Source organism: Neoaquamicrobium sediminum, from assembly GCF_040970315.1.
Classification (GTDB): domain Bacteria; phylum Pseudomonadota; class Alphaproteobacteria; order Rhizobiales; family Rhizobiaceae; genus Aerobium; species Aerobium sediminum.
Genome location: NZ_JAZHFV010000002.1, coordinates 811,415 through 833,229, shown reverse-complemented (window position 1 = coordinate 833,229; position 21,815 = coordinate 811,415). Strand labels below are relative to the sequence as shown.

At 63.3% G+C, this 21,815-nt stretch carries 17 protein-coding genes; 13 read left to right on the top strand and 4 right to left on the bottom strand.

All coding sequences use genetic code 11. The features are described from left to right. Window positions 1–38: 38 nt before the first annotated feature. Window positions 39–2,054: a glycosyltransferase family 2 protein gene (locus V1479_RS09330; protein WP_368802652.1), complete on the bottom strand. Its 2,016-nt coding sequence runs from the start codon at window positions 2,052–2,054 to the stop codon at window positions 39–41. A gap of 386 nt (window positions 2,055–2,440) precedes the next feature. Between V1479_RS09330 and V1479_RS09325 the strand changes: the two genes are divergently transcribed. From V1479_RS09325 to V1479_RS09305, 5 genes are all read left to right on the top strand, one after another. Beyond that, window positions 2,441–3,337, top strand: a complete 897-nt coding sequence (locus tag V1479_RS09325) for a GlxA family transcriptional regulator (RefSeq protein ID WP_368802855.1) — start codon at window positions 2,441–2,443, stop codon at window positions 3,335–3,337. A gap of 99 nt (window positions 3,338–3,436) precedes the next feature. Then, window positions 3,437–4,744, top strand: coding sequence for a M24 family metallopeptidase (locus V1479_RS09320; protein WP_368802651.1), 1,308 nt, complete (start codon window positions 3,437–3,439; stop codon window positions 4,742–4,744). Next, window positions 4,741–5,424 carry an isochorismatase family protein gene (locus V1479_RS09315; RefSeq protein ID WP_368802650.1) on the top strand — a complete coding sequence of 228 codons (684 nt, stop codon included), beginning with the start codon at window positions 4,741–4,743 and terminating at the stop codon, window positions 5,422–5,424. The genes V1479_RS09320 and V1479_RS09315 overlap by 4 nt, the downstream gene beginning before the upstream one ends. Window positions 5,425–5,442: 18 nt before the next feature. After that, entirely contained in the window at window positions 5,443–6,381 is a 939-nt protein-coding gene (locus V1479_RS09310) for an alpha/beta hydrolase (RefSeq protein ID WP_368802649.1), read from the top strand. 115 nt (window positions 6,382–6,496) lie between these two features. Further along, window positions 6,497–8,140: an ABC transporter substrate-binding protein gene (locus V1479_RS09305; protein WP_368802648.1), complete on the top strand. Its 1,644-nt coding sequence runs from the start codon at window positions 6,497–6,499 to the stop codon at window positions 8,138–8,140. Window positions 8,141–8,158: 18 nt separating this feature from the next. On the opposite strand, the gene V1479_RS09300 is transcribed toward V1479_RS09305, so the two are convergent. Together V1479_RS09300 and wecC are read right to left on the bottom strand one after the other, a co-directional pair. After that, complete coding sequence (locus tag V1479_RS09300; RefSeq protein WP_173193425.1) at window positions 8,159–9,523, bottom strand: nucleotide sugar dehydrogenase; 1,365 nt, start codon at window positions 9,521–9,523, stop codon at window positions 8,159–8,161. A gap of 87 nt (window positions 9,524–9,610) precedes the next feature. Next, window positions 9,611–10,882, bottom strand: coding sequence for a UDP-N-acetyl-D-mannosamine dehydrogenase (gene wecC, locus V1479_RS09295; protein ID WP_368802647.1), 1,272 nt, complete (start codon window positions 10,880–10,882; stop codon window positions 9,611–9,613). 408 nt (window positions 10,883–11,290) lie between these two features. On the opposite strand from wecC, the gene V1479_RS09290 reads away from it, so the two are divergent. The 7 genes from V1479_RS09290 (at window position 11,291) to V1479_RS09260 (ending at window position 19,051) form a co-directional block, all read left to right on the top strand. Next, on the top strand, window positions 11,291–12,316 hold the full coding sequence (locus V1479_RS09290; RefSeq protein ID WP_368802646.1) for a porin: 1,026 nt from the start codon (window positions 11,291–11,293) through the stop codon (window positions 12,314–12,316). A 122-nt stretch (window positions 12,317–12,438) separates the two neighbouring features. Then, window positions 12,439–13,614, top strand: coding sequence for a serine hydrolase domain-containing protein (locus V1479_RS09285; RefSeq protein ID WP_368802645.1), 1,176 nt, complete (start codon window positions 12,439–12,441; stop codon window positions 13,612–13,614). Between the two features lie 35 nt (window positions 13,615–13,649). Continuing rightward, window positions 13,650–14,759 (top strand): pyridoxal phosphate-dependent aminotransferase, encoded by a 1,110-nt coding sequence (locus tag V1479_RS09280; protein ID WP_368802854.1) that lies wholly within the window; start codon window positions 13,650–13,652, stop codon window positions 14,757–14,759. Window positions 14,760–14,877: 118 nt separating this feature from the next. After that, window positions 14,878–15,477 carry a TetR/AcrR family transcriptional regulator gene (locus tag V1479_RS09275; protein ID WP_173190336.1) on the top strand — a complete coding sequence of 200 codons (600 nt, stop codon included), beginning with the start codon at window positions 14,878–14,880 and terminating at the stop codon, window positions 15,475–15,477. A gap of 11 nt (window positions 15,478–15,488) precedes the next feature. Further along, a complete protein-coding gene (locus V1479_RS09270; protein ID WP_368802644.1) occupies window positions 15,489–16,652 on the top strand; it encodes an isovaleryl-CoA dehydrogenase in 1,164 nt (387 codons plus the stop codon). A 52-nt stretch (window positions 16,653–16,704) separates the two neighbouring features. Further along, window positions 16,705–17,424 carry a flavodoxin family protein gene (locus tag V1479_RS09265; RefSeq protein WP_368802643.1) on the top strand — a complete coding sequence of 240 codons (720 nt, stop codon included), beginning with the start codon at window positions 16,705–16,707 and terminating at the stop codon, window positions 17,422–17,424. A 19-nt stretch (window positions 17,425–17,443) separates the two neighbouring features. Then, window positions 17,444–19,051 (top strand): carboxyl transferase domain-containing protein, encoded by a 1,608-nt coding sequence (locus V1479_RS09260; protein ID WP_173190330.1) that lies wholly within the window; start codon window positions 17,444–17,446, stop codon window positions 19,049–19,051. Between the two features lie 50 nt (window positions 19,052–19,101). Here the strand turns inward: V1479_RS09260 and V1479_RS09255 are convergent, their stop codons facing one another. Then, window positions 19,102–19,701, bottom strand: a complete 600-nt coding sequence (locus V1479_RS09255; RefSeq protein ID WP_368802642.1) for a DUF922 domain-containing Zn-dependent protease — start codon at window positions 19,699–19,701, stop codon at window positions 19,102–19,104. A 131-nt stretch (window positions 19,702–19,832) separates the two neighbouring features. On the opposite strand from V1479_RS09255, the gene V1479_RS09250 reads away from it, so the two are divergent. Further along, window positions 19,833–21,779 carry an acetyl/propionyl/methylcrotonyl-CoA carboxylase subunit alpha gene (locus tag V1479_RS09250; RefSeq protein ID WP_368802641.1) on the top strand — a complete coding sequence of 649 codons (1,947 nt, stop codon included), beginning with the start codon at window positions 19,833–19,835 and terminating at the stop codon, window positions 21,777–21,779. Window positions 21,780–21,815 lie beyond the last annotated feature (36 nt).

Genomic DNA, 21,815 nt, shown 5'->3' with positions numbered 1-21,815 from the left:
ACTGAAATTGGGTATCTGATCGCGTGATCTATCAGGTCTTAATCAGCGGCAGACCAAATTGCTGAAATTTGATCTGCTTCGGTGCGTACGACTTTGCGTGCGCCGAATCTCGACACATCTGCATGCCCCGCTACCAGGCACCGGTCTGCCGAAATTTCGGGCAGCATGTCCGGCAATGCTGCAAGGCAGCCCTGGTCCGGGATTATAACCTCCTCGCACTCAACATGCTGTCCAGAAACTACAACCTCAATCCGCTCGTCGTTTATGAAAGCACGAACATGAGGGCTAAAGTCGACCCCGAAGCTCTCTATCTCGGGGATATGAAGTACGGCGAACGTGGTTTTTCCGTTTAGCCATCTTAAATAAGCAAGTGCTGAGGGTTTTGTCATATCCGCGACCAGCAGATTGGCGACCCGCACAGGCTCTCCGGCCTGCTCCGACGCGATTCGCGGCAGCGGATACGGACGCGGCCCGTTGTTGGCAATGAGACTTTGCTCCGTGTCGCGCCAGTGGGCGGCGGCTTCCCTATATTCCCGCCGCGCGCCGTAGTGGAGCGACTTGAGGCTCGTTGCACCGCTGTTGGTGAGCGACTCCGGCAGTGAAAGGATGAATGCGAGCGGGGTGTAAGGCCATAAAATTCGCTCGCTCTGACCCGTCAGCTTCATAATTCGAAGATAGAGTTCAGTATCGGCAGAAAACCGAACCTCGTCCCACCCGCCGAGCTCTTTCACGATGCGCGTCGCCACAAGAAGGGATGACGTATTCTCCACGATGCAAGACCCGCTGCGATATTTGATCGCGCCAACCAGACTATCGGTCACCCGAACACCGAAGGTGGTGTTGAACGGTCGATCGTCTCCAATCTCTCGCATCTGCGCCTCGATGCGTTGTGGATGCGACCAGTCGTCAGCGTCGTTGACCGTGATATAGGTGCCCGACGATGCGGCGAGACCGGTGTTTCGCGCGCGATAAACGCCAGCGTTTATTGGCTGACGAACGGGCTTAACCCTACCATCCATCTCGGCCAGCCGGGCAGCGATCGACCATGTCTCGTCGCTGCTGGCGTCATCAACGATGATCAGTTCAAGATTGCGCCAGCTCTGCTCTAGAACCCCCCGCGCCGCGGTCTCCAGCGTCTCTGCTGCGTTGAAGGCGGGCATGATGACGGAGACCAGCGGCCCGCCCGTCACAGGCGCCGGATCCGCCGCGACGTTGTGGATCGAAAGCGGCAGGCTCGGATCGCGTAGGCGGAGCCTGGCGAAGCCAGCTGTTGCAAGCGGGCGGCTTAGCAGGTTCAGCCGTCTATCCGGCTCTTCAAAAAGTGCCGAAAGCGCGATGTTGACGCGAGGGTCTTCGCCGAATTTTTTCCGGGCACGAAAGCCGACCGAGCGCGCTTCCTCTACCCTGCCAAGTGCGCGCAGGATGTCCATTTCGAGAAGCGCGAAATGCAGATTGCCGCCGTTGGCTGGAGACAGGCCTCCGGCCTTTTCAAAGGTTTCGCCCAGCCTCACGCGTGCCCCGGCCATTGCCATCGCACACGGCGCATGAAGTACGATGTGGCGGCCATCCGCTTCAGAGCGAAGGGTAACGCTTAGCTGGGCTTTGGCGCCGCCCGGAACGGGGATCGAAAGCGGCCGTGCCACAGACGTCAGACGAATTGGCTCGCTGTTGGAACGCTCGGCCGCAATAGTCCAACCCGCGACCTCACGCACGGAAATATCATGCCCCAGCAACACCGGGTGGCGGTTCGCCCATGCGCGAAACCGCAGCGTTACACGTCCGCCTGAGGTGGGCGCGAAGAACCGCACCACCCCTGCCCCCGTCTCCGGGTTCGCCTTCAGATAGGAGTACCGGCCCACTTCTTCGGAAAAGCCGGGAGAAACGTGCTCCTCGTTGATCGGCCTGCCGTCAGCGTCGAGAAACTGTACGAGCGCGGCCTTGGGGCCCTCCTTCTCATGCGTACGCAGCCGGTACCTGACCTCGTAAAAGGCCATCGACTTGCATTTTACCTTGAGATCGCGCCCCTCTTTCGAAAGTGGCTCTTCAGTCGCCATCAGCACTGCCTCTACCGGATTCCATCAATGCCAACATAGGGTCGGTCACCTTGCCTGCTCTCCAAGCACGGCACGGCAGAATCATCAACCCATGTAGAGTTGAGTTGACCCGGCTAAAATGCCGCTCGCGATGGATGGACAACGGCGCAGCCATTCTACACGATCCGCCGTATCGACGGCGTCTGCGGGCCTGCGCCGTGATGCCTTCACCGGCTTGCGGCAACGCATCTCCCGAGGCGTCCTCCGACGCCCGAAATTTACAAGCGATCGCGCGGCATTGCGACATGGCACACATACTTCCAAACCCCAGCATCGCTGAAAGCGCGGCAGCTGCAAGCCGGGAGACCACGCGGCTGGTCGCCGCGTTCGTGTTTCCGGCCTTTCCGATGATGGCGTTCAGCTCGGTCATCGAGCCGCTTCGCGCGGCCAATGTACTGGCCAAACGTCAGCTTTATCGGTGGATCGTGGTCGGCCCTTCGAACAGGCCGGTGAGAGCGTCGAACGGAATTCTGATCGCGCCCGACCATGGCGTTGCGGACGCTCCTATCGTCGACCGGGTCGTCGTCTGCTCGGGCGGCGATGCGGATCAGGTGGTATCGAAGGAGGCCACCGCATGGATCCGGCGCTGCCTTCGTCGCGGCGCCGCGATTGGAGCCGTGGCGGATGGCGCCTTCTTTCTCGCGCGGGCCGGTCTGCTCGACGGCCACGCCTGCACCTTGCACTGGACCAGCCAGGCGGCATTCCACGAGGCGTTTCCGGAACTCGACCTGAAGCGCGATCTCTATGTGGTCGACCGCAACCGCTTTACCTCGGCGGGCGGTGTCGGCAGCCTCGACATGATGCTCGAGATCATTTCCGGCGATCACGGTGCCGAACTTGGCGCCGGCGTTGCCGAATGGTTCGTGCATTCGCCGCTGCGCTCCAGCGTCGACCGACGGCTGATGCCTGTTCGGCTGCGGACCGGCGTGCGCGACGAACTGGTTCTCTCGGCGATTGCCATCATGGAAGAGGAAGTCGAAGGGCGGCTCGCGATCGCGGCGCTGGCCCATCGGCTGGGGGTCTCGAACGACAGGCTTGAGCGCGCGTTCCAGGCGGAACTCTCCGTCGCGCCCAGCGCCTATTACCGGCAGTTGCGTCTGCGCCGCGCCGCCGACCTGCTGGCGCATTCCTCGTTGCCGATCCGCGAGGTGGCTCTGGCCTGCGGCTTTGCCAGCATGTCCAGCTTCGCCCGCGCCTTCCGCGAAACGCATGGAGCAACTCCCGGCGCCTATCGCCGCGCATGACTCCCGATCCGTCTCGCGGTTTCAGGGCTTTCTTTTGCGGAATCTGGCACAAACCAGCGAGCTGACCGGCATCATCATCGCCGCATACAGGAGGCATGAATGAGCATCGTCGTATTTGATCCCGACAGCACCGAAGACGTCGACTTCAGGGACCGCATGCGCCATCCGGCGGCTGCGGACCCGGCGGGCGGCATGTGGCTCTCCGACACCGAACCCTCCTTCATCGACGCGAATGCCCTGCGCAAGGGACGGCTGGCGAAGCTGCGCGCCTGGATGAAGGACGCCGGCTATGGCGCGCTGGTGCTGTTCGACCCGTACAACCAGCGCTACGCGACCGGTTCGCGCAACATGTTCGGTTATTTCCTGCGCAATTCGACGCGCTATTTCTTCGTGCCTGCCGAGGGGCCGATCGTGCTGTTCGAATACCCCCAGAGCTACCATGTCTCCATGGTGCTCGACACCGTCGACGAGGCGCGGCCGTCGAAGCTGGTATGGTCGTCGGTCTCCGGACGAGACGACGAAACCGCCGGTCCCTTCGCCGATGAAATCGCCGAGTTGCTGAAGGCTCACGGCGGCGGCTCGATGAAGCTGGGGCTAGACCGCTGCAGCCACCTCCAGGCTCTGGCGCTGGAGAAGCGCGGCTGCGAAGTGAAGGACTGCCAGGGCGAGATACTCGCCGTGCGCGCCATCAAGACGCCGGAGGAGGTCAAATGCCTCGTCGCTTCGATGGCGGGTGCGGAAGCCGCGGTCTCCGCGGTTCGCGAGGCGATCAAGCCGGGCGTGTCGGAGAACGAGTTGTTCGCCATCATGTATGGCGAGGTCATCCGCCAGGGCGGCGAGTTCATTGAGACGCGCCTGCTCACCTCCGGCCAGCGCACCAACCCGTGGTTCAACGAGGCGAGCGGTCGCAAGATCAGGCCGGGCGAACTGGTCGCGCTCGATACCGACACGATCGGATGCTACGGCTACTATTCCGACTTCTCGCGCACCTTCCGCTGTGGTCCCGGCAAGCCGAGCGACTACCAGAAGATGCTCTATCGCATGGCCCACGATCAGGTTCAGCACAACATCTCGATCGTGAAGCCCGGCATGGCGTTTCGCGAGATAGCCGAAAAGGCGTGGAAAATTCCCGACCGGTTCGTCGACCAGCGCTACACCTCGGTCATGCACGGCGTTGGCATGCATGGCGAAACGCCCTTCATCGCCCATTCAATGGACTACGAAACCTACGGTCGCGATGGCATCATCCAGCCGGGCATGGTCGTGTCAGTCGAAAGCTATATCGGTGAGAAGGGCGGCAGCGAAGGCGTCAAGCTCGAGGATGAGATCCTGATCACCGAGACCGGCACCGAGCTTCTGTCGCGTTTCCCCTACGAGGACGAGTTTCTGGCAGGCGGTGCAGCTTGAGAAAGCCTTTGACGATCGACCCCGTACAGAGCGCGCTTCTTTGCGTGGACCTGCAGGAAGAACACCGCCAGGACAGCCGCTATCTAGTCGACGGCTTCGACCGCCTGCTCGAAAACGTCCAGCGCTTGCAGGCAACGGCGCGGGAGCGCGGCATCGCCGTTCACCACTCGGCCTATGTGGTGGATGCCGGTGCCGGAACGCACCGGCCCTTTCATCCGATGATGGAAGACGGCCGCTCTGCCTTCAGCGATGTGAACGATCCGCTGTCGGCAATCTGCCCGGAAGTCGGGCCGGCCGGCGACGAACTCGTGCTCGTCAAGACCGACGCCAGCAGCCTCGCGCAAGGCGACGTGCCCCTGCTTTTCCGCGCTCACGGCCTGCAATGGATTTTCGTGTGCGGCGTCTGGACCGAGGCCTGCATCGCCGCGACCGTCAAGGACGCCGTGGACCAGGGCTTTCGCGCAATCCTGGTCAAGGATGCCTGTTCGAGCGGCAGCCGCGCCATGCACGAGACGGCGGTCCTCAACATCGCCAACCGGCTTTATGGCGGCGCCGTCACGGACACCGATGCTGCTTGCAGGCTGATGGCCGGCGAGACGGTCTCCGCCTGGCAGGTGGTTGGCTCGGTGCCGCTGCGCTTCGCGTATGATGATGCCGGGGCACTTTACGATGCGTTGTAGGCAGCCCTGAGCCTCTCGATGTCCGCACTCGACCGATACCGTCACCTGCTGGATGCAGACCTCGCTGCCTTCATAGAGGCGCACGAGCGAGGCTTTCCAACGGATCTGGCAACCCAGCCGCTGGATCGCCAGAGGGCAGTTTACGGGGAGATGTGCCGCGCCTTTCACGCGCCCACGCCTGCCGACATCGAAATCCTCGATACCGCACTCGAGTTTCCTGACCGGACCATACTATTGCGCATCTACCGACCGCTCGGCCGGAAAGGCGTGGCCACGGTCCTTTATTTCCACGGAGGCGGGTTTGTCTTCGGCGACCTGGACAGCCACGGCGACATGTGCGCCGAACTGTGCAGCCGCGCCGACGTCGACGTGATCTCTGTCGACTATCGGCTTGCACCGGAACACCTTCACCCCGCGGCCTTCGATGACGCGATGGCCGCGTTTGCATGGACTGCCCGGACTTTCGGGCGGCCTCCGATCTTGTTCGGCGAAAGCGCCGGCGGTGCATTGGCTGCGGCGGTGTCCCATAAGGCGCGGCACGATCCGGCGAGGCCGCACGGGCTGGTGCTGGTTTATCCCGGCCTCGGCAGCCATGGCGACCTGCCTTCTTTCAGTGAGCATGCCGAGGCGCCGCTGCTTTCAGCCGCCGAGATCGGCGAATATCAGGCGGTTCGACTAGGCGACGCCGGTGATGCGACTGACCCCGCCGTCAACCCTCTGCGCGACACCGACTACGCCGGCCTGCCGCGCACCTTCGTGTCCGTTCCTGAGTTCGATCCGCTCCGTGACGAGGGTGAGCTCTATTGCGAGCGGATCCGCGCAGCCGGCGGCAACGCGGTTTGTACGGTCGAGCCTGGTCTGGTTCACAGCTTTCTACGAGCGCGAACCCGTGTTGCCCGCGCGGCCGAAGCTTTCGACCGGATAGTCGACGCTGTGAAATCCATGAGTGCGTCCTAACGCGCGGCTGGACGCATACCATTTGCGGATTCACGCACATTTGCCTCGCTCCGATGCCTCTACGATCCGCCGTCATAGCCATCCGGCTCCACCCAACCGACCGACGGAGAGCGACATGAGCAGGCACATGCTGACAAACCGATCCCTTCATCCAATGGCTGAAGCCGTTACCGGCAGCTTTCGCTCGGGCCGCATCGGCCGGCGCGAGTTCCTTGCGTCGCTCGCCGCCCTCGGGGTCAGCGCGGCGGGTGCGCGCGCACTTGGCGGGCTGGCAGTCACGCCCGCCGCAGCGCAGGAGCCGCAAACCGGCGGGACGCTGCGTGTTTCCATGACCGTCAAGAACTGGCGCGACCCCCGCACCTTCGACGGGGTCGAGATGTCCAATATCGCGCGCCAGTGCAACGAGTATCTGGTGCGCTGGAATAGCGATTTCACTTTCGAGCCCTGGCTGCTGGAAGCATGGGAGGTTAGCGACGACGCCCGCGTCATAACCTTGAAGGTCCGTTCCGGCATCACATGGTCCAATGGCGATGATTTCAACGCCGACGATGTCGTCCACAACCTGACCCGCTGGTGCGACAGCGCCGCCGAAGGCAATTCGATGGCGAACCGCATGTCCGTGCTGATCGACCCGGAGTCGAAGCAGGCGATCGAGGGCGCGATCGAGAAGCTGGACGACATGACTGTCCGCCTGAACCTGCCCAAGCCGGACATCTCGCTGATCGCCGGCATGGCCGATTATCCCGGGCTCATCATGCACCGCAGCTACGACGGGAGCGAAGACCCCATTGAGGCACTGGCGATCACCACCGGCCCATGCGAAATGGTGTCGTGGAACACCGGCGAGAGCGCGGAGGTCCGCCGCAAGGATGCGCCCTGGTGGCGCGGTGACTTCCACCTCGACGGGATTCGCTGGATCGACTACGGCACCGATCCGAACGCGGCACTGTCCGCCTTCGAGGCGGGCGAAGTCGATGTCAACCACGAGACGGCGGCCGAGCAGGTCGATCAGGTGGAGGCGATCGGCCTGACGACCTCGGAGATTGCCACGGGTTCCACAATCGTCGCACGCTTCAGCGCACGTGCCGAACCCTATGGCGATGCGCGCGTTCGTCGCGCCGGGCAGCTTGCCGTCGACAACGAGGCGGTCCTTCTTCTCGGCATTGATGGTCGCGGCAAACAGGGCGAGAACCATCACGTCGCCCCCATCCATGAGGAATACGCCGATATCGGCCCCCACGTTCGCGATGTCGAGCAGGCCAAGGCATTGCTCGCCGAAGCTGGCATGGAAAATCACGAATACGAACTGATCTCGGTGGATGTCGACTGGCAGAAGGCGACCGCCGACGCGATCGCCGGGCAGATGCGCGAAGCCGGTCTCAACACGAGGCGCACCGTCCTGCCAGAAGCGACGTTCTGGAACGACTGGACGAAATTCCCATTCTCGTGCACCGAATGGCTTGGACGCCCACTCGGCGTGCAGGTGCTGGCGCTCGCCTATCGGTCAGGCGGTGCCTGGAACGAGAGTGGCTACTCCGACCCCGAGTTCGACGCCCTGGTGGACGAGGCGCTGGCGACCCCCGACCCGGACGAGCGCCGCACGATCATGGAAAAGATCGAATCCAATCTGCGCAACTCGGGCATCATTATCCAGCCCTACTGGCGGTCGGTCTTCCGTTCGTTCCAGGCCAGCGTGAAAGGCTGCGAGCAACATCAGTCGCTCGAACAGCATTTCGAAAACGTCTGGCTCGAAGCTTAGCCGGCAGCCCTAGGAGCCTTAAGCCTTGACGACGTTGGTGTTTGGCAGATCCCGCCTGGCGCATGCGTTTCTGGTGTCGACGACGAGCTTGGCGTTGTCGACGACCAGAGCATAGTCGACTGTGTCGTGATCGGTAGCGATGAGGACGGCGTCATAGGCCGCCACCTCCTGCGCTGTAAGATCGACCGAGCGGCGACCGGTCAGCGGGGCATGTTCGCGCGTCGGCGGGATCTGGGCAATGTGAGGATCGTGGTAGGCGGTCACCGCCCCGCGCTCCTCAAGAAGCTCGATCAGCCGTAGCGACGGGCTCTCGCGCATGTCGTCGACATTCTTCTTGTAGGCAATGCCAAGCACCAGAATGCGCGCGCCGTTGAGGCCGCGCTTGAGCCTTGAATCCATGGCCCTTGCCAACTGGCTCACCACGCGCTGCGGCATTGCCGTGTTGATCTCGCCGGCAAGCTCCACGAAGCGTGTTGAGATCTCGTATTCGCGCGCCTTCCACGTCAGGTAGAAGGGGTCGATCGGGATGCAGTGACCGCCCAGCCCCGGCCCCGGATAGAACGGCATGAAGCCGAACGGCTTGGTCTTAGCCGCGTCGATCACTTCCCACACGTCGATGCCCATCGCCTCGTAGACGACTTTCAGCTCGTTCACGAGCGCGATGTTGACGGCGCGGAAGATGTTCTCCGTCAGCTTCACCGCCTCGGCCGTCGCGGCAGACGACACCGGTACCGTCTTCGTCACCAGAGCACCGTAAAGCGTGTTGGCCAGTTCCAGCGCATGCGCACCGTCGCCGCCCACCACTTTCGGGATCGTGGAGGTGCCGAAATCCGGATTGCCCGGGTCCTCGCGCTCCGGCGAGAAGGCGAGGAAGAAATCCTGGCCGCTTTTCAGGCCGCCTTCTTCCAGGATCGGCCGCAGCACCTCATCGGTGGTGCCGGGATAGGTGGTCGATTCCAGAACCACGAGCTGGCCGGCCCGCAGGCTGCCCGCGACAGAGCGCGCCGTGGCCACCACGAAGGAGAGGTCCGGTTCGCGATGGCGCGTCAGCGGCGTCGGCACGCAGATCAGGATCGCATCGACCTCGGCCAGCCGCGCAAAGTCGGCCGTAGCCTCGAACTTGCCCTTGGCGATGGCATCGCCCAGGAGCGCACCGTCAATATGCTTGATGACCGTCTCGCCGCGGTTCACCTTGGCAACGCGCTGCGCGTCGATGTCGAAGCCGATCACGCCGAAGCCGGCGTTCGTTGCCGTCACCGCAAGCGGAAGCCCGACATAGCCAAGCCCCACGATCCCGACTAGCGCATCGCGCGAGCCGATGGAGGACAGAAGCTTCTCATAAATCGCGCTATCAGCCACGGCGGCCGCCGATCCCTTGTTCATCTCGTTCAAAACAACTCTCCTAATAAATCCAGGCGCTCGTCCGTTACCAGGCCGGGGCGCAAGCTTGCCTGCGTCCCTGAACGCGCATCATGCCTTCCATATTCCCCTTGTGTCGACGATCCTGACGCGGCCACGATCCGGCGTACCGCCGAACTTGAACGCGTCGTGGTCCACCAGGAGCACGCAGATATCAGCATTCGCGAGAGCGTCCTGCGGGGACACGAGGGTGGCCTCGCCCAACCCGTCAGGCAGCTTCGCGATATGCGGCTCGACCACCATAAGGCGATCTCGCACCTTCTCCGCCAGCGCGCGAGCGATACCGAGCGCAGGGCTCTCGCGCAGGTCGTCTATGTTCGGCTTGAATGCCAGGCCGAAGCAGGCAACCGTTGGTTTCAAGCCCGGATTTTCGGTCGTCCACGCCTCGATTTCGGCATCCACCCTGGACAGGACCCAGCGCGGCTTCGAATCGTTGACTTCGCGCGCCTGGCGTATAAGCCGCGCCTGCTCGGGGGCCGCGCTGACGATGAACCACGGATCGACGGCAATGCAATGCCCTCCTACGCCCGGGCCGGGCTGAAGGATATTGACGCGCGGATGGCGGTTGGCCATGCGGATCAATTCCCACACGTCGATACCCAGGCGATCGCAGATCAGGGACAGTTCGTTGGCGAAAGCAATATTGACGTCTCGAAAGCTGTTCTCGGTAAGCTTGGTCATCTCCGCGGTGCGGCAATCGGTGACGAAACACTCGCCTTTTACGAACTGCCTGTAGAGCTCGACCGCCCGTGTCGAACAGAGCGGTGTCATGCCGCCGATCACCCGGTCGTTCTCAACCAGCTCGCGCAGGACCTGACCCGGCAGTACGCGTTCCGGGCAGTGAGCTATGCGGATATCCGATGCCTCGCCATGCGTCTGCGGAAAAGTGAGGTCCGGCCTTTCCTCGGCAAACCACGCGGCCATCTGCTCGGTGGCTCCGACGGGCGAGGTGGATTCGAGCACCACGAGATTGCCTGGCCGCAGCACGGGCGCGATCATGCGGCTGACAGCTTCGATGTAGCTGAGGTCCGGCTCTGGCACCTGCGACACGGTCGCGTCGCGGAACGGTGTCGGCACGGCGACCACGAAGGCGTCGGCCTCCTCCGGCGTCAGCGTGGCATGGAAGAAACCGTCTTTCACCACGCGATGCACCAGCGCGTCGAGATCGGGCTCTACGAAATGAGTCCCGCCGGCATTGATGGTGTCGACCACATGCGGGGCGACATCAACACCAATTACCTTCTTGTTGCGGCTGGCAAACACCGCCGCGGTGGGAAGTCCGATATATCCGAGCCCCACCACGGAGATACGTTCAAACGGCATCAATACCACTCTGCTGAAGCTTCCGCTCACGGATCGGTCGCCAGAAGCCGGTTGAAGCCCCGCCACCCCTTCGAAGTGCGTGCAGATAACAGCATTGACGCTGTTCATCAATCGACAGGAACCGAGCTAGAAGCTTTTTCATGAAAGGTCGTCCCGACCTTGCGCCACAGGCGCCTCGGCATGCGGATTCAGCATCTGCCTATTCTTGCGCCATCGATTCGTAGCATTTCTGCAACACGCAACTTTCCCTCTGCAGTTGAAATCGATCCATTCGATATTTCTGTTGTCCAGCCGGCCAAATTTCTGAAATCTCCACTTCATGACAAGCCTGAGCAGAGTCGTTTTATTTCCAACATCAGGCCCTGACCAAAGAAACCGATACACCTCGTTCCGATTCGGAGATAATTCATGAAATTGCGCGGCGCTATCCTTGCATCTCTTGCGTCCCTTTCCGGTATCTCGGCAGTACATGCAGCTGACGCCGTTGTATATGCAGAGCCTGAACCAATGGAATATGTTCGCATATGCGACGTTTATGGCGCGGGCTTCTTCTATATCCCCGGAACCGAGACCTGTCTTCAGATCGGCGGCTATATGCGCTACCGGATGGACTATGTGAAGCAGGAAGGGCTGCCATACGTCTTCACGAAGACGGCCCGCTTCGCCCCCAGCTTCGATGTCCGCTCCGAGACAGAGTGGGGCACGCTGCGTGGCTTCGCGCACCTCTTCTTCGAATGGAATTCGCTCGACGGCAATGATGTCTACGCCGACCAGCTCTTCATGGAGCTTCAGATGGGCAGCGGCACGCTGCTCGTCGGCAAGACCGACAATCCCTATGCACGGTTCTTCGGCGACTATGGCGCGCCGGGCGAGTTCGAAGGCGACTTCGCAGGCCAGATCTACAATAGCGGCGAGGTGTCCTATACCTACGAGGCGGCCAACGGCTTCTCAGCCGTCATCGCGGCTGTCGAGACCGGGACCGGTCAGTTCGAGCCGAATATCGAAACCGGCGCGATCTACCGCAAGGACTGGGGATCGATCGGCGGCATGGTCGGCTACGACAATCCCGATGACTCCTGGGGTGCAAAGGCCGTGGGCCGCGTGAACTTCGACCCGTTCGCGCTCGGCGTGCACGTACTTTACAGCAGCAGCGAGAGCGGTACTTACGGGGCGGTCAATCCTGGCTCCGGCGAGACCTCGGAATGGTCGATCCTGGCGCATGCCGAGGTGAAGCTGAACGAGAAGATTGCCGTCAACGGCTACCTGCAGTGGTTCGATGCGACGACCAGCGGTGACAGCGCCTGGCAGGCAAAGGGCGGCCTCGCGCTGACCCCGATCGAGAATCTCGAAGTGCTGCCGGAGGTTCGCTACACGAAGGTTTCCGGCGGTGCCGATAGCTGGGAAGGCGTGCTGCGCGTGACCCGCAGCTTCTGATCCCGACATTCCACGTTCTTGAAAGCCCGGCGAGTGACCGCCGGGCTTTTTTGTTGACTCCAAAGGCCTGCCTGCCGCCAATCGGCGCGCGATTGCAAAGACAGGATTCGGGGGAGTTCGCGATGACCGACAGTTTCAAGCGTTCCGACATCACGCTTGCCAACTGGAGAACGAGCCCGTTCAGCCGCTACAGCTTCCAGCACGTGGCCGAATTCGTTCCAACCGCCGAAATTGCCCCCGCGACCGGAAACGAAACTCCCTCTCCCGGCCCCGCCGCCCTGCAAGAGCTTTCACTCAAGGACATCGACGGAAGCGCCATCGGGGTACTGGCTCACATGGAGCGCTCTCATACCGATCATCTGGTGGTCATGCGCGATGGTGCGGTGATCGCGGAATGGCTGGCTGAGAACGCCGATCCGGCGCGACCGCACGTGATCTTCTCGATCAGCAAGTCGGTCACCGGCCTGCTCGCCGGGATCGCCGCCGGCGAAGGGCTGCTGGACCCGGATGCGGCGGTCACGCGATACGTCCCTTCGATGCAGGGCTCCGCCTATGGCGATGCTCGCGTTCGCGACCTGCTCGACATGACCGTCGACCTCGATTTCGACGAGGAATATCTCGACGACGGCGGCGCGTTCGACCGCTATCGCCGCGCCATGCTGTGGAACCCCGAGCGCGGCGACAGCCAGCCGGAAACGATGGAAGCGTTCCTCGCCACGCTGGGGCCGCGCGGGCACGGTCATGGCACGCAGTTCTATTACGCGTCACCGAACACGGATCTGCTCGGTCTCGTCGTCGAACGCGCAACGGGCGTGCGCTATCATCTTTACCTGGCGAACCGCCTCTGGCGGGCAATGCGCGCGCGGGGCGCTGCCAGCGTCACGGTCGATCGGGTCGGCACCGCGCGAGCCGCGGGTGGCGTCTGCATCACCACGCGCGATCTTGCCCGGCTGGGTCAACTCGTGATGAACGATGGTCGCACGGCCGACGGTACGCGCGTCATCCCGCGCGACTGGATCGACGACATGCGCACCAATGGCGACCGGCAAGCCTGGGTGGACGGCAATTTCGCAGACATGTTCGAGGACGGGCGCTACCGCTCGTGCTGGTACGATGTCGGCGATGGCCGCGGCACGCTCGCGGCGGTCGGAATACACGGCCAGTGGCTTTGGGCCGACCCGCAAAGCCGCGTGGTCATCGCCAAGACATCGTCACGGCCCGATGCCAGCGACGACGATGCCACCGCGCTCGAAGTCGCCATGCTTTCGCAGATCGCCAAAGCCTACGAAACGCTGTAAAGCGCAGCATCCGCAACCTGCTCAAGCCTTTGCCGATCATGAACCGCCCTGCCCTCACCGCCCTTGCCGCAACATTGCCCGCCACTGTGCCTTTTGTCGGCCCGGAAGCGCAGGAACGCCAGCGCGGGCGCCCTTTCCGCGCGCGCATAGGCGCCAATGAAAGCGGCTTCGGCCCCTCACCCGCGGTCAAGGCGGCCATTGCCGAGGCGGCGGGCGACGTATGGAAATACGCCGACCCGGAGAACCACGACCTGAAGGCGGCACTGGCCGCTCATCTCGGGGTCGAGCCGGAAAACATCACGGTCGGCGAAGGGATCGACGGGCTGCTCGGGTTGATCGTGCGGCTATTCGTCGAGCCGGGACAGCCGGTGGTAACCTCGCTCGGCGCCTACCCCACTTTCAACTACCACGTGGCGGGTTTCGGCGGGCATCTGGTCAGCGTTCCCTACCTGGATGACCGTGAAAATCTTCAGGGACTTGCCGATGCTGCGCGGCGCGAAAATGCGCCGTTGGTCTATCTCTCCAACCCCGACAACCCGATGGGCACATGGTGGGAGGCTGCGGAAATCTCGCGGCTGATCGAGGCCCTACCGGAAACGACGCTGCTGGTTCTTGACGAAGCCTATGGCGAAACCGCGCCGGCCTCGGCCATACCGCCGCTCGATGTCGCGCGGCCCAATGTCCTGCGGATGCGTACCTTCTCCAAGGCCTATGGCCTTGCCGGCCTGCGCTGCGGCTACGCCATAGGCGAAGCGGAGACGATCCGGGCATTCGACAAGGTTCGCAACCATTTCGGCGTCAACCGGATCGCGCAGACCGCGGCGCTGGCCGCTCTCGCCGATCAGGACTACCTTTTCTCCGTTATCGGCTCAGTCGCTGCATGCCGTGACCGGATCGCCGCGATCGCGGAGGCCAACGGCCTGAAGCCGCTGCCGTCTGCCACAAACTTCGTCACCTTCGATTGCGGCGGGGACAGTGCGTTCGCGCTCAAGATCATGCAGGCGCTCATTGCGCGCGACGTGTTCGTGCGCAAGCCGATGGCGCCAGTGCTCGATCGCTGCATCCGCGTCAGCGTTGGCCCGGATGCAGCGATCGACCTGTTCGAGCAGATGCTGCCGGACGCGCTTACCGCGGCGCGTAGCTAGGCGAGCAATCCGCATATCCAAAGGTTAGGCTCGTCGTAGAACCGAGAGCGGCCGCTTCACACCTACCCCTTGAATTAATTGAACGTTCGTTTTATTATATGACCATCCGGAGAAGATGATGGCGCGAACTGCAGGATCGGACGGTGAAAGGACGCAGGCGGCGATAAGGGATGCCGCCGTGAACCTGATCGCGCGCTACGGCTACGAAGCGGTGTCGATGCGCCAGCTCGCCGCCGAGGTGGGTGTGCAACCGGCGGCGCTCTATCGCTATTTCCCGACCAAGGAAGACCTGCTCTACGACCTTATGACGGCGCATATGAACGCGCTCGTCGCAAGTTGGGAAACCGCCCGGCCGGCCACCGGGGATGCTACCGCCCTGCTTGCTGCTTTCGTCCGAAACCATATCAACTTCCATGTGGAGCGGCGGCACTCGACACACGTCAACAACATGGAGTTGCGGTCGTTGTCGCGGGATCGCCTGTCTACGATCCTGCGCCTGCGCGCTGGCTATGAAAAGGAACTGCGGCAAATCCTGCGGCAAGGTGCCGATGCCGGGCTCTTCACGGTCGAGGACGTGACGCTGACAGCGATGGCCATCATCCAGATGGTCACCGGCGTGATCGTCTGGTTCCGTCCGGACGAACGCCTTTCCGTCGCGGAGGTGACGGATACCTATCACAAGATGACGATGCGCCTCGTCGGCGCGCGCAACGCATAAGGGGAGAGACGATGTACGACCATTCGATGAATTTCGGCCTCGGCGAGGATATCGACGCGATGCGCGACATGGTGCGCCGTTTCGCGCAGGAACAGATCGCGCCGATCGCCGGCGAGATCGATCGTTCCAACGAGTTCCCGGCCCATCTGTGGGGTGAGATGGGTGCGCTCGGCCTGCTCGGCATGACGGCCGACCCTGACTTCGGCGGCACCGGCATGGGTTATCTCGCTCATGTGATCGCGATGGAGGAGATCAGCCGCGCGTCCGCGTCCGTCGGGCTTTCCTATGGCGCGCACTCCAATCTGTGCGTCAACCAGATCAACCGTTGGGGCACGCAGGAGCAAAAGGAAAAATACCTGCCTTCGCTCTGTTCGGGCGAGGCTGTCGGCGCGCTGGCCATGTCGGAGACCGGCTCGGGATCGGACGTGGTGTCGATGAAGCTGCGGGCCGACAAGAAGAACGACCGCTACGTGCTCAATGGCTCCAAGATGTGGATTACCAACGGCCCCTCGGCGAATACGCTGGTCGTCTATGCCAAGACGGAGCCGACGATGGGTTCGCGCGGCATCACCGCATTGCTGATCGAGCGCGAGATGAAGGGGTTCTCGGTCGCGCAGAAACTCGACAAGCTGGGCATGCGCGGCTCCGACACCGGCGAACTGGTGTTCGAGGATGTCGAGGTGCCGTTCGAAAACGTGCTTTACGAAGAGGGCAAGGGCGTCGAGGTGCTGATGTCCGGGCTCGACTACGAACGCGTCGTGCTGTCGGGCGGGCCGCTCGGCATCATGGCGGCCGCTCTCGATGTTGCGATCCCCTATACGCAGGAGCGACGCCAGTTCGGCAGCGCGATCGGCGAGTTCCAGCTCGTGCAGGGCAAGCTCGCCGACATGTACACCACGATGAACGCCTGCAGGGCCTATGTCTACGCCGTCGCGGCGGCCTGCGACCGCAAGGAGACCACGCGCAAGGATGCGGCCGGCTGCATCCTCTATGCTGCGGAGAAGGCGACGCAGACCGCGCTCGACGCGATCCAGCTTCTCGGCGGCAACGGCTACATCAATGACTATCCGACCGGCCGCCTGCTGCGCGATGCCAAGCTCTATGAGATCGGCGCCGGCACGAGTGAGATCAGGCGCTGGCTGATCGGCCGGGAGATGATGGGGGAGTCTGCGTGACGTCGGGCCTTGGCGCTCTAGTTCTTCATTTCCAACAAAATGGAGGCACGACATGCCGCTTGACCAACGCCAGAAAGAGCTCATTTCCGGCAACCGGGCCGACTTTTCCGGTCTGCGCGCGCTGTTCATCAACACCACGTTGACACCCACCGGACAAGGCCGATCGCACACCGAGACGCTCATGCGCGACGCGATCGAGATCATGTCGGATTGCGGTGTTTCGACCGATTATCTGCGCGCGGCCGACCACAGGATCGCCTTCGGCGTCCAGCCGGACATGCGCAAGCACGGCGCGGAAGTGGACGATTGGCCGGACCGCATCTGGCCGAAGGTGCGCGACAGCCATATCCTCGTTATCGGCACGCCGATCTGGCTCGGAGAGGAAAGTTCCATCTGCCGCATGATCATCGAACGGCTCTACGCGCATTCGGCGCAGAAAAACGACAAAGGCCAGTACATCTACTACGGCAAGGTGGGAGGCTGCATGGTCACCGGCAACGAGGACGGCATCAAGGCCGTGTCCAACACGGTGCTCTATTCGCTGCAACATGTGGGCTACACGGTGCCGCCCCAAGCCGATTGTGGCTGGATCGGCGAGGCAGGCCCCGGCCCCGCCTACGGCGACAAGATGGACGACGGGAGCCAGGCCGGCTTCGACAACGAGTTCACCCGTAAGAATCTGACCACCATGACCTTCAATCTCATGCACTTCGCGCGCATGCTGAACGATGCGGGCGGCGTTCCCGCCTACGGCAACACCACCGCGCAATAAAAAGCTCACGGGAGCCGCAATGCCCATCATCAAGTCCGAACTCTCCCCTTCGTCCGACACCTTCAAGGCAAATGCCGAGCGGATGCGCGAGCTCGTCGCCGACATCTCCGACAAGGCCGCGACCGTCGAGCTCGGCGGCAGCGAGGAGGCCCGCGAGCGTCACGTCGCCCGTGGCAAGCTCCTGCCGCGCGAACGCCTGGCCCAGCTGCTCGACACCGGCGCGCCTTTCCTCGAGATCGGCCAGTTCACGGCATGGGGCATGTATGGCGAGGACATCGCCTCGGCCGGCATGATCTGCGGCATCGGGCGGATCGAGGGCACCGAGTGCATGGTCGTCGTGAACGACGCGACGGTGAAGGGCGGCACCTATTATCCGCTGACGGTGAAGAAGCATCTGCGCGCGCAGGAGATCGCGCTGCAGAACAATCTGCCCTGCATCTACCTCGTCGATTCAGGCGGTGCCAACCTGCCCAACCAGGACGAGGTGTTTCCGGATCGCGAGCATTTCGGCCGCATCTTCTTCAACCAGGCCAACATGTCGGCTGCCGGCATTCCGCAGATCGCCTGCGTGATGGGGTCGTGTACAGCAGGTGGCGCCTATGTGCCTGCAATGTCGGACGAGACGATCATGGTGCGAAAGCAGGCAACCATTTTTCTGGGCGGCCCGCCGCTGGTGAAGGCGGCAACAGGCGAGGACGTAACGGCCGAAGACCTCGGCGGGGCGGACCTGCATACGCGCGAATCCGGTGTCGCCGACCACTACGCCACCGACGACACGCATGCGCTCGCGATCGTCCGGCGCATCGTCAAGAACCTGAATCGGAACAAGCGGATAGGCGTGACGCTGCGCAAACCGATTCAACCGCTTTACGCACCGGAAGAGATTTACGGCGTGGTGCCCACCGATCTGCGCCAGCCCTACGACGTGCGCGAAGTCATCGCACGCCTGGTGGACGGTTCGGAGTTTGACGAGTTCAAACAGAACTACGGCACGACGCTGGTAACCGGCTTTGCCCACCTCCACGGCATGCCGGTCGGCATCCTCGGCAACAACGGGGTGCTGTTTTCCGAAAGCGCGCTAAAGGGCGCGCACTTCATCGAGCTGTGCTGCCAGCGCAAGATTCCGCTGATCTTCCTGCAGAACATCACCGGCTTCATGGTCGGACGCAAATACGAGGCAGGCGGCATCGCCAAGGACGGCGCCAAGCTGGTCACGGCGGTGGCAACCGCGCAGGTGCCGAAGCTCACCGTCATCATCGGCGGCTCCTTCGGCGCGGGCAATTATGGTATGTGCGGGCGCGCCTACTCGCCGCGCTTCCTGTGGATGTGGCCCAACGCGCGCATCTCCGTGATGGGCGGCGAACAGGCAGCGACCGTGCTGGCGATGGTAAAGCGCGAGGGTTTCGAGCGCAGGGGTGAGGACTGGTCGGCCGAGGACGAGGCGAAGTTCCGCAAGCCGATCCTTATGAAATACGAGCATGAGGGGCACCCGCTCTACTCGTCCGCCCGGCTGTGGGATGACGGCATCATTGATCCGGCGAAGACCCGCGACGTGCTGGCGCTGTCTCTGAGCGCCGCCCTCAACGCGCCGGTGCCGGACACGAAGTTCGGCGTGTTCAGGATGTGATGATGCAGGCTGGCATCAGAAAACCGGAACACTGGACGGGCGCGACCGCCCTACCCGCCATTCACCAGCGCGAGCACCAGCCGGTGGACGTTGCCGCCGTCGGTCAACTCGACCTGGTCGAATTCGCGGCTGCGACGCCGCTGCTCCTGCGAAAGCGGGCCGAGACGGCTCTGCAGCTCGGCGCGAACCTTCTGGCAGTCGGGATCGTTCGGCGCGGACAGGCCTACCGAGGTGGCCTCGATCGCCTTGACGAGATCGATGATGAACTCGCCATGGACCTTCTCGTGCGCGGCTACGCCGGTGACGAAGGTTTCCCACAGGCGCCGGGTCGCCGCCGGCATGTCCCCGGATGCCTTTGGCAGGCGATAGATGATGGTCAGGCTCGGACGCGCGGAGACGAGCGTGCAGGAGCCGTCAGGCTGCGGACGATAGTCGCGCGACCACAACAGCTTGAAGTCGGTGAACGCGATGGCGCGTCCGACGCCGACCTGCGGCCCGTTCTCACCGATGGACCGGTAGAGATCGATGCCCGAGCTGCCCGATACCCGGTAGTGCTCGATCTTCTCCACCGGCTTCCAGTCGGCATGGGCTGCCGCCGGCATCCATACAATCGCTGCCGCCGCGGCCAGCAATCGCAAACTTCTCGTCATGGCATTTCCTCGCCTGCCTCGCTCGCGCGGCAAGGTAGGGGCAAAGCACCAATCTGCACAACCGCATTCGGCATGGCTATCGTCACGGAGGGCCAACGCCGTTGCAGGATTCCCGTTTCCAGGAGAGCTTCATGTTCGACAAGATCCTGATCGCCAATCGCGGCGAGATCGCGTGCCGCGTTATCCGCACCGCTCGCCGGATGGGCATCGCGACCGTCGCCGTCTATTCGGATGCCGACAGCCGCTCGCTGCACGTGGAGATGGCGGACGAAGCCGTGCATATCGGCGCGTCTCCCGTCGGCGAGAGCTATCTGGTGGCGGCGAAGATTATCGAGGCCGCCAAGGCCACCGGAGCGCAGGCGATCCACCCCGGCTACGGCTTCCTGTCGGAAAACCCGGATTTCGTGGAGGCGGTGGAAGCAGCCGGTCTCGTCTTCATCGGTCCTTCGGCAGCGTCGATCCGTGCCATGGGGCTGAAGGACGCTGCCAAGCGTCTGATGGAGAAGGCCGGCGTGCCGGTGGTGCCCGGCTATCACGGCGAAGGCCAGGAGATCGTGATCCTCGCCTCCAAGGCACGCGAGATCGGCTACCCGGTGCTTATCAAGGCGCGGGCAGGCGGCGGCGGCAAGGGCATGCGCAAGGTCGAAGACCCGGACGCCTTTCCCGAGGCGCTGGCAGCGGCAAGGCGCGAGGCCAAGGCGGCGTTCGGTGACGACCGGGTTCTGGTCGAGAAATATGTCGAGAAGCCCCGGCACATCGAAGTGCAGGTGTTCGGCGACAACCACGGCAATGTGGTGCACCTCTTCGAGCGCGACTGCTCCGCACAGCGGCGCCATCAGAAGGTCATCGAGGAGGCCCCTGCCCCCGGCATGACGCCCGAGATGCGGGCGGCGATGACCGAAGCCGCCGTGACCGCGGCAGAGGCCATCAACTATTCGGGCGCCGGCACGATCGAATTCATCGTCGACGCCTCGCAGGGGCTGCGGCCCGACCGCTTCTGGTTCATGGAGATGAACACGCGACTGCAGGTGGAACATCCGGTGACGGAGATGGTCACCGGCGTCGATCTGGTCGAATGGCAGTTGCGGGTGGCAAGCGGCGAGCGGCTGCCGAAGCTGCAGGACCAGATTTTGCTGTCGGGCCATGCGTTCGAGGCACGGCTTTACGCCGAGGACGCGGCTAAGGGGTTCCTGCCGGCGATCGGCACCCTGCATCATCTGCGTTTTCCGGCGGCAACGGCGGCACTTCGCGTCGAAACCGGCGTGCGCGAGGGCGATGCGATCTCACCGTTCTACGACCCGATGATCGCCAAGCTGGTGGTTCACGGCCCCGACCGCGGTGCCGCACTGGAGGCGTTGGGCGAAGCACTCTCCGGCACGGAAATCGCGGGCTCGGTGGTCAATACCGCGTTCCTCGCAGCACTTGCCAGCGACGTGGATTTCGCAGCCGGCGACGTCGATACCGGGCTCATAGAACGCAAGCAGGCGGAACTGACCGCTTCACACGTGCCGACAACAGGCCAGCTTGCAGCCGCTGCCATTGCAGCCGCCGGTGTCGAGACCGACCCGAAGGCGGTGGACCCCTGGGCATCGCTGGCCGGCTACGCGCATTTCCATGCGCCCGTGCGGCAGGTGCGTCTCTCACATGAGGGCAACGAGATCGTCGCAAAGCTCGCCATCGCAGCCAACGGCAACGCGGCCGTCACCATCGACGGCGCCACGACAACGCAGCCGCTCGCGACCGCCAGGCGGGCCGCACGCTGGCCCGGCCACGTCACAGTCTTCGCCGGTGCGGCCAGCCACACCTTTGCGGTGGCAGACCCGTTCGCCGAAGCCGAAGCGGCGGCGGCTGGCGGTGACGCCCTGCGTGCGCCGATGCCGGGGCTGGTCAAAGTGGTGCGGGCGGCTGTGGGCGATGCGGTCGCCAAGGGCCAGCCGCTGCTGGTGCTGGAAGCGATGAAGATGGAGCACACGATCGCAGCACCGCATGACGGCATCATCGAGGACATGGCCGCGGAAGGCGCGCAGGTTACCGACGGGACCGTGCTGGTGCGATTCCAGGAGGAAGCCGAGGCCTGAGCCGAAAAAAGCGAAGGCCGCGCCGGCTGTTCCCGC

Excerpts from the sequence above, each read along its gene's own strand:
- V1479_RS09330 (WP_368802652.1), bottom strand. The coding sequence starts at position 2,054 with ATGGCGACTGAAGAGCCACTTTCGAAAGAGGGGCGCGATCTCAAGGTA.
- V1479_RS09325 (WP_368802855.1), top strand. The coding sequence starts at position 2,441 with ATGATGGCGTTCAGCTCGGTCATCGAGCCGCTTCGCGCGGCCAATGTA.
- V1479_RS09320 (WP_368802651.1), top strand. The coding sequence starts at position 3,437 with ATGAGCATCGTCGTATTTGATCCCGACAGCACCGAAGACGTCGACTTC.
- V1479_RS09310 (WP_368802649.1), top strand. The coding sequence starts at position 5,443 with ATGTCCGCACTCGACCGATACCGTCACCTGCTGGATGCAGACCTCGCT.
- V1479_RS09305 (WP_368802648.1), top strand. The coding sequence starts at position 6,497 with ATGAGCAGGCACATGCTGACAAACCGATCCCTTCATCCAATGGCTGAA.
- V1479_RS09300 (WP_173193425.1), bottom strand. The coding sequence starts at position 9,523 with ATGAACAAGGGATCGGCGGCCGCCGTGGCTGATAGCGCGATTTATGAG.
- wecC (WP_368802647.1), bottom strand. The coding sequence starts at position 10,882 with ATGCCGTTTGAACGTATCTCCGTGGTGGGGCTCGGATATATCGGACTT.
- V1479_RS09290 (WP_368802646.1), top strand. The coding sequence starts at position 11,291 with ATGAAATTGCGCGGCGCTATCCTTGCATCTCTTGCGTCCCTTTCCGGT.
- V1479_RS09285 (WP_368802645.1), top strand. The coding sequence starts at position 12,439 with ATGACCGACAGTTTCAAGCGTTCCGACATCACGCTTGCCAACTGGAGA.
- V1479_RS09275 (WP_173190336.1), top strand. The coding sequence starts at position 14,878 with ATGGCGCGAACTGCAGGATCGGACGGTGAAAGGACGCAGGCGGCGATA.
- V1479_RS09270 (WP_368802644.1), top strand. The coding sequence starts at position 15,489 with ATGTACGACCATTCGATGAATTTCGGCCTCGGCGAGGATATCGACGCG.
- V1479_RS09265 (WP_368802643.1), top strand. The coding sequence starts at position 16,705 with ATGCCGCTTGACCAACGCCAGAAAGAGCTCATTTCCGGCAACCGGGCC.
- V1479_RS09260 (WP_173190330.1), top strand. The coding sequence starts at position 17,444 with ATGCCCATCATCAAGTCCGAACTCTCCCCTTCGTCCGACACCTTCAAG.
- V1479_RS09255 (WP_368802642.1), bottom strand. The coding sequence starts at position 19,701 with ATGACGAGAAGTTTGCGATTGCTGGCCGCGGCGGCAGCGATTGTATGG.
- V1479_RS09250 (WP_368802641.1), top strand. The coding sequence starts at position 19,833 with ATGTTCGACAAGATCCTGATCGCCAATCGCGGCGAGATCGCGTGCCGC.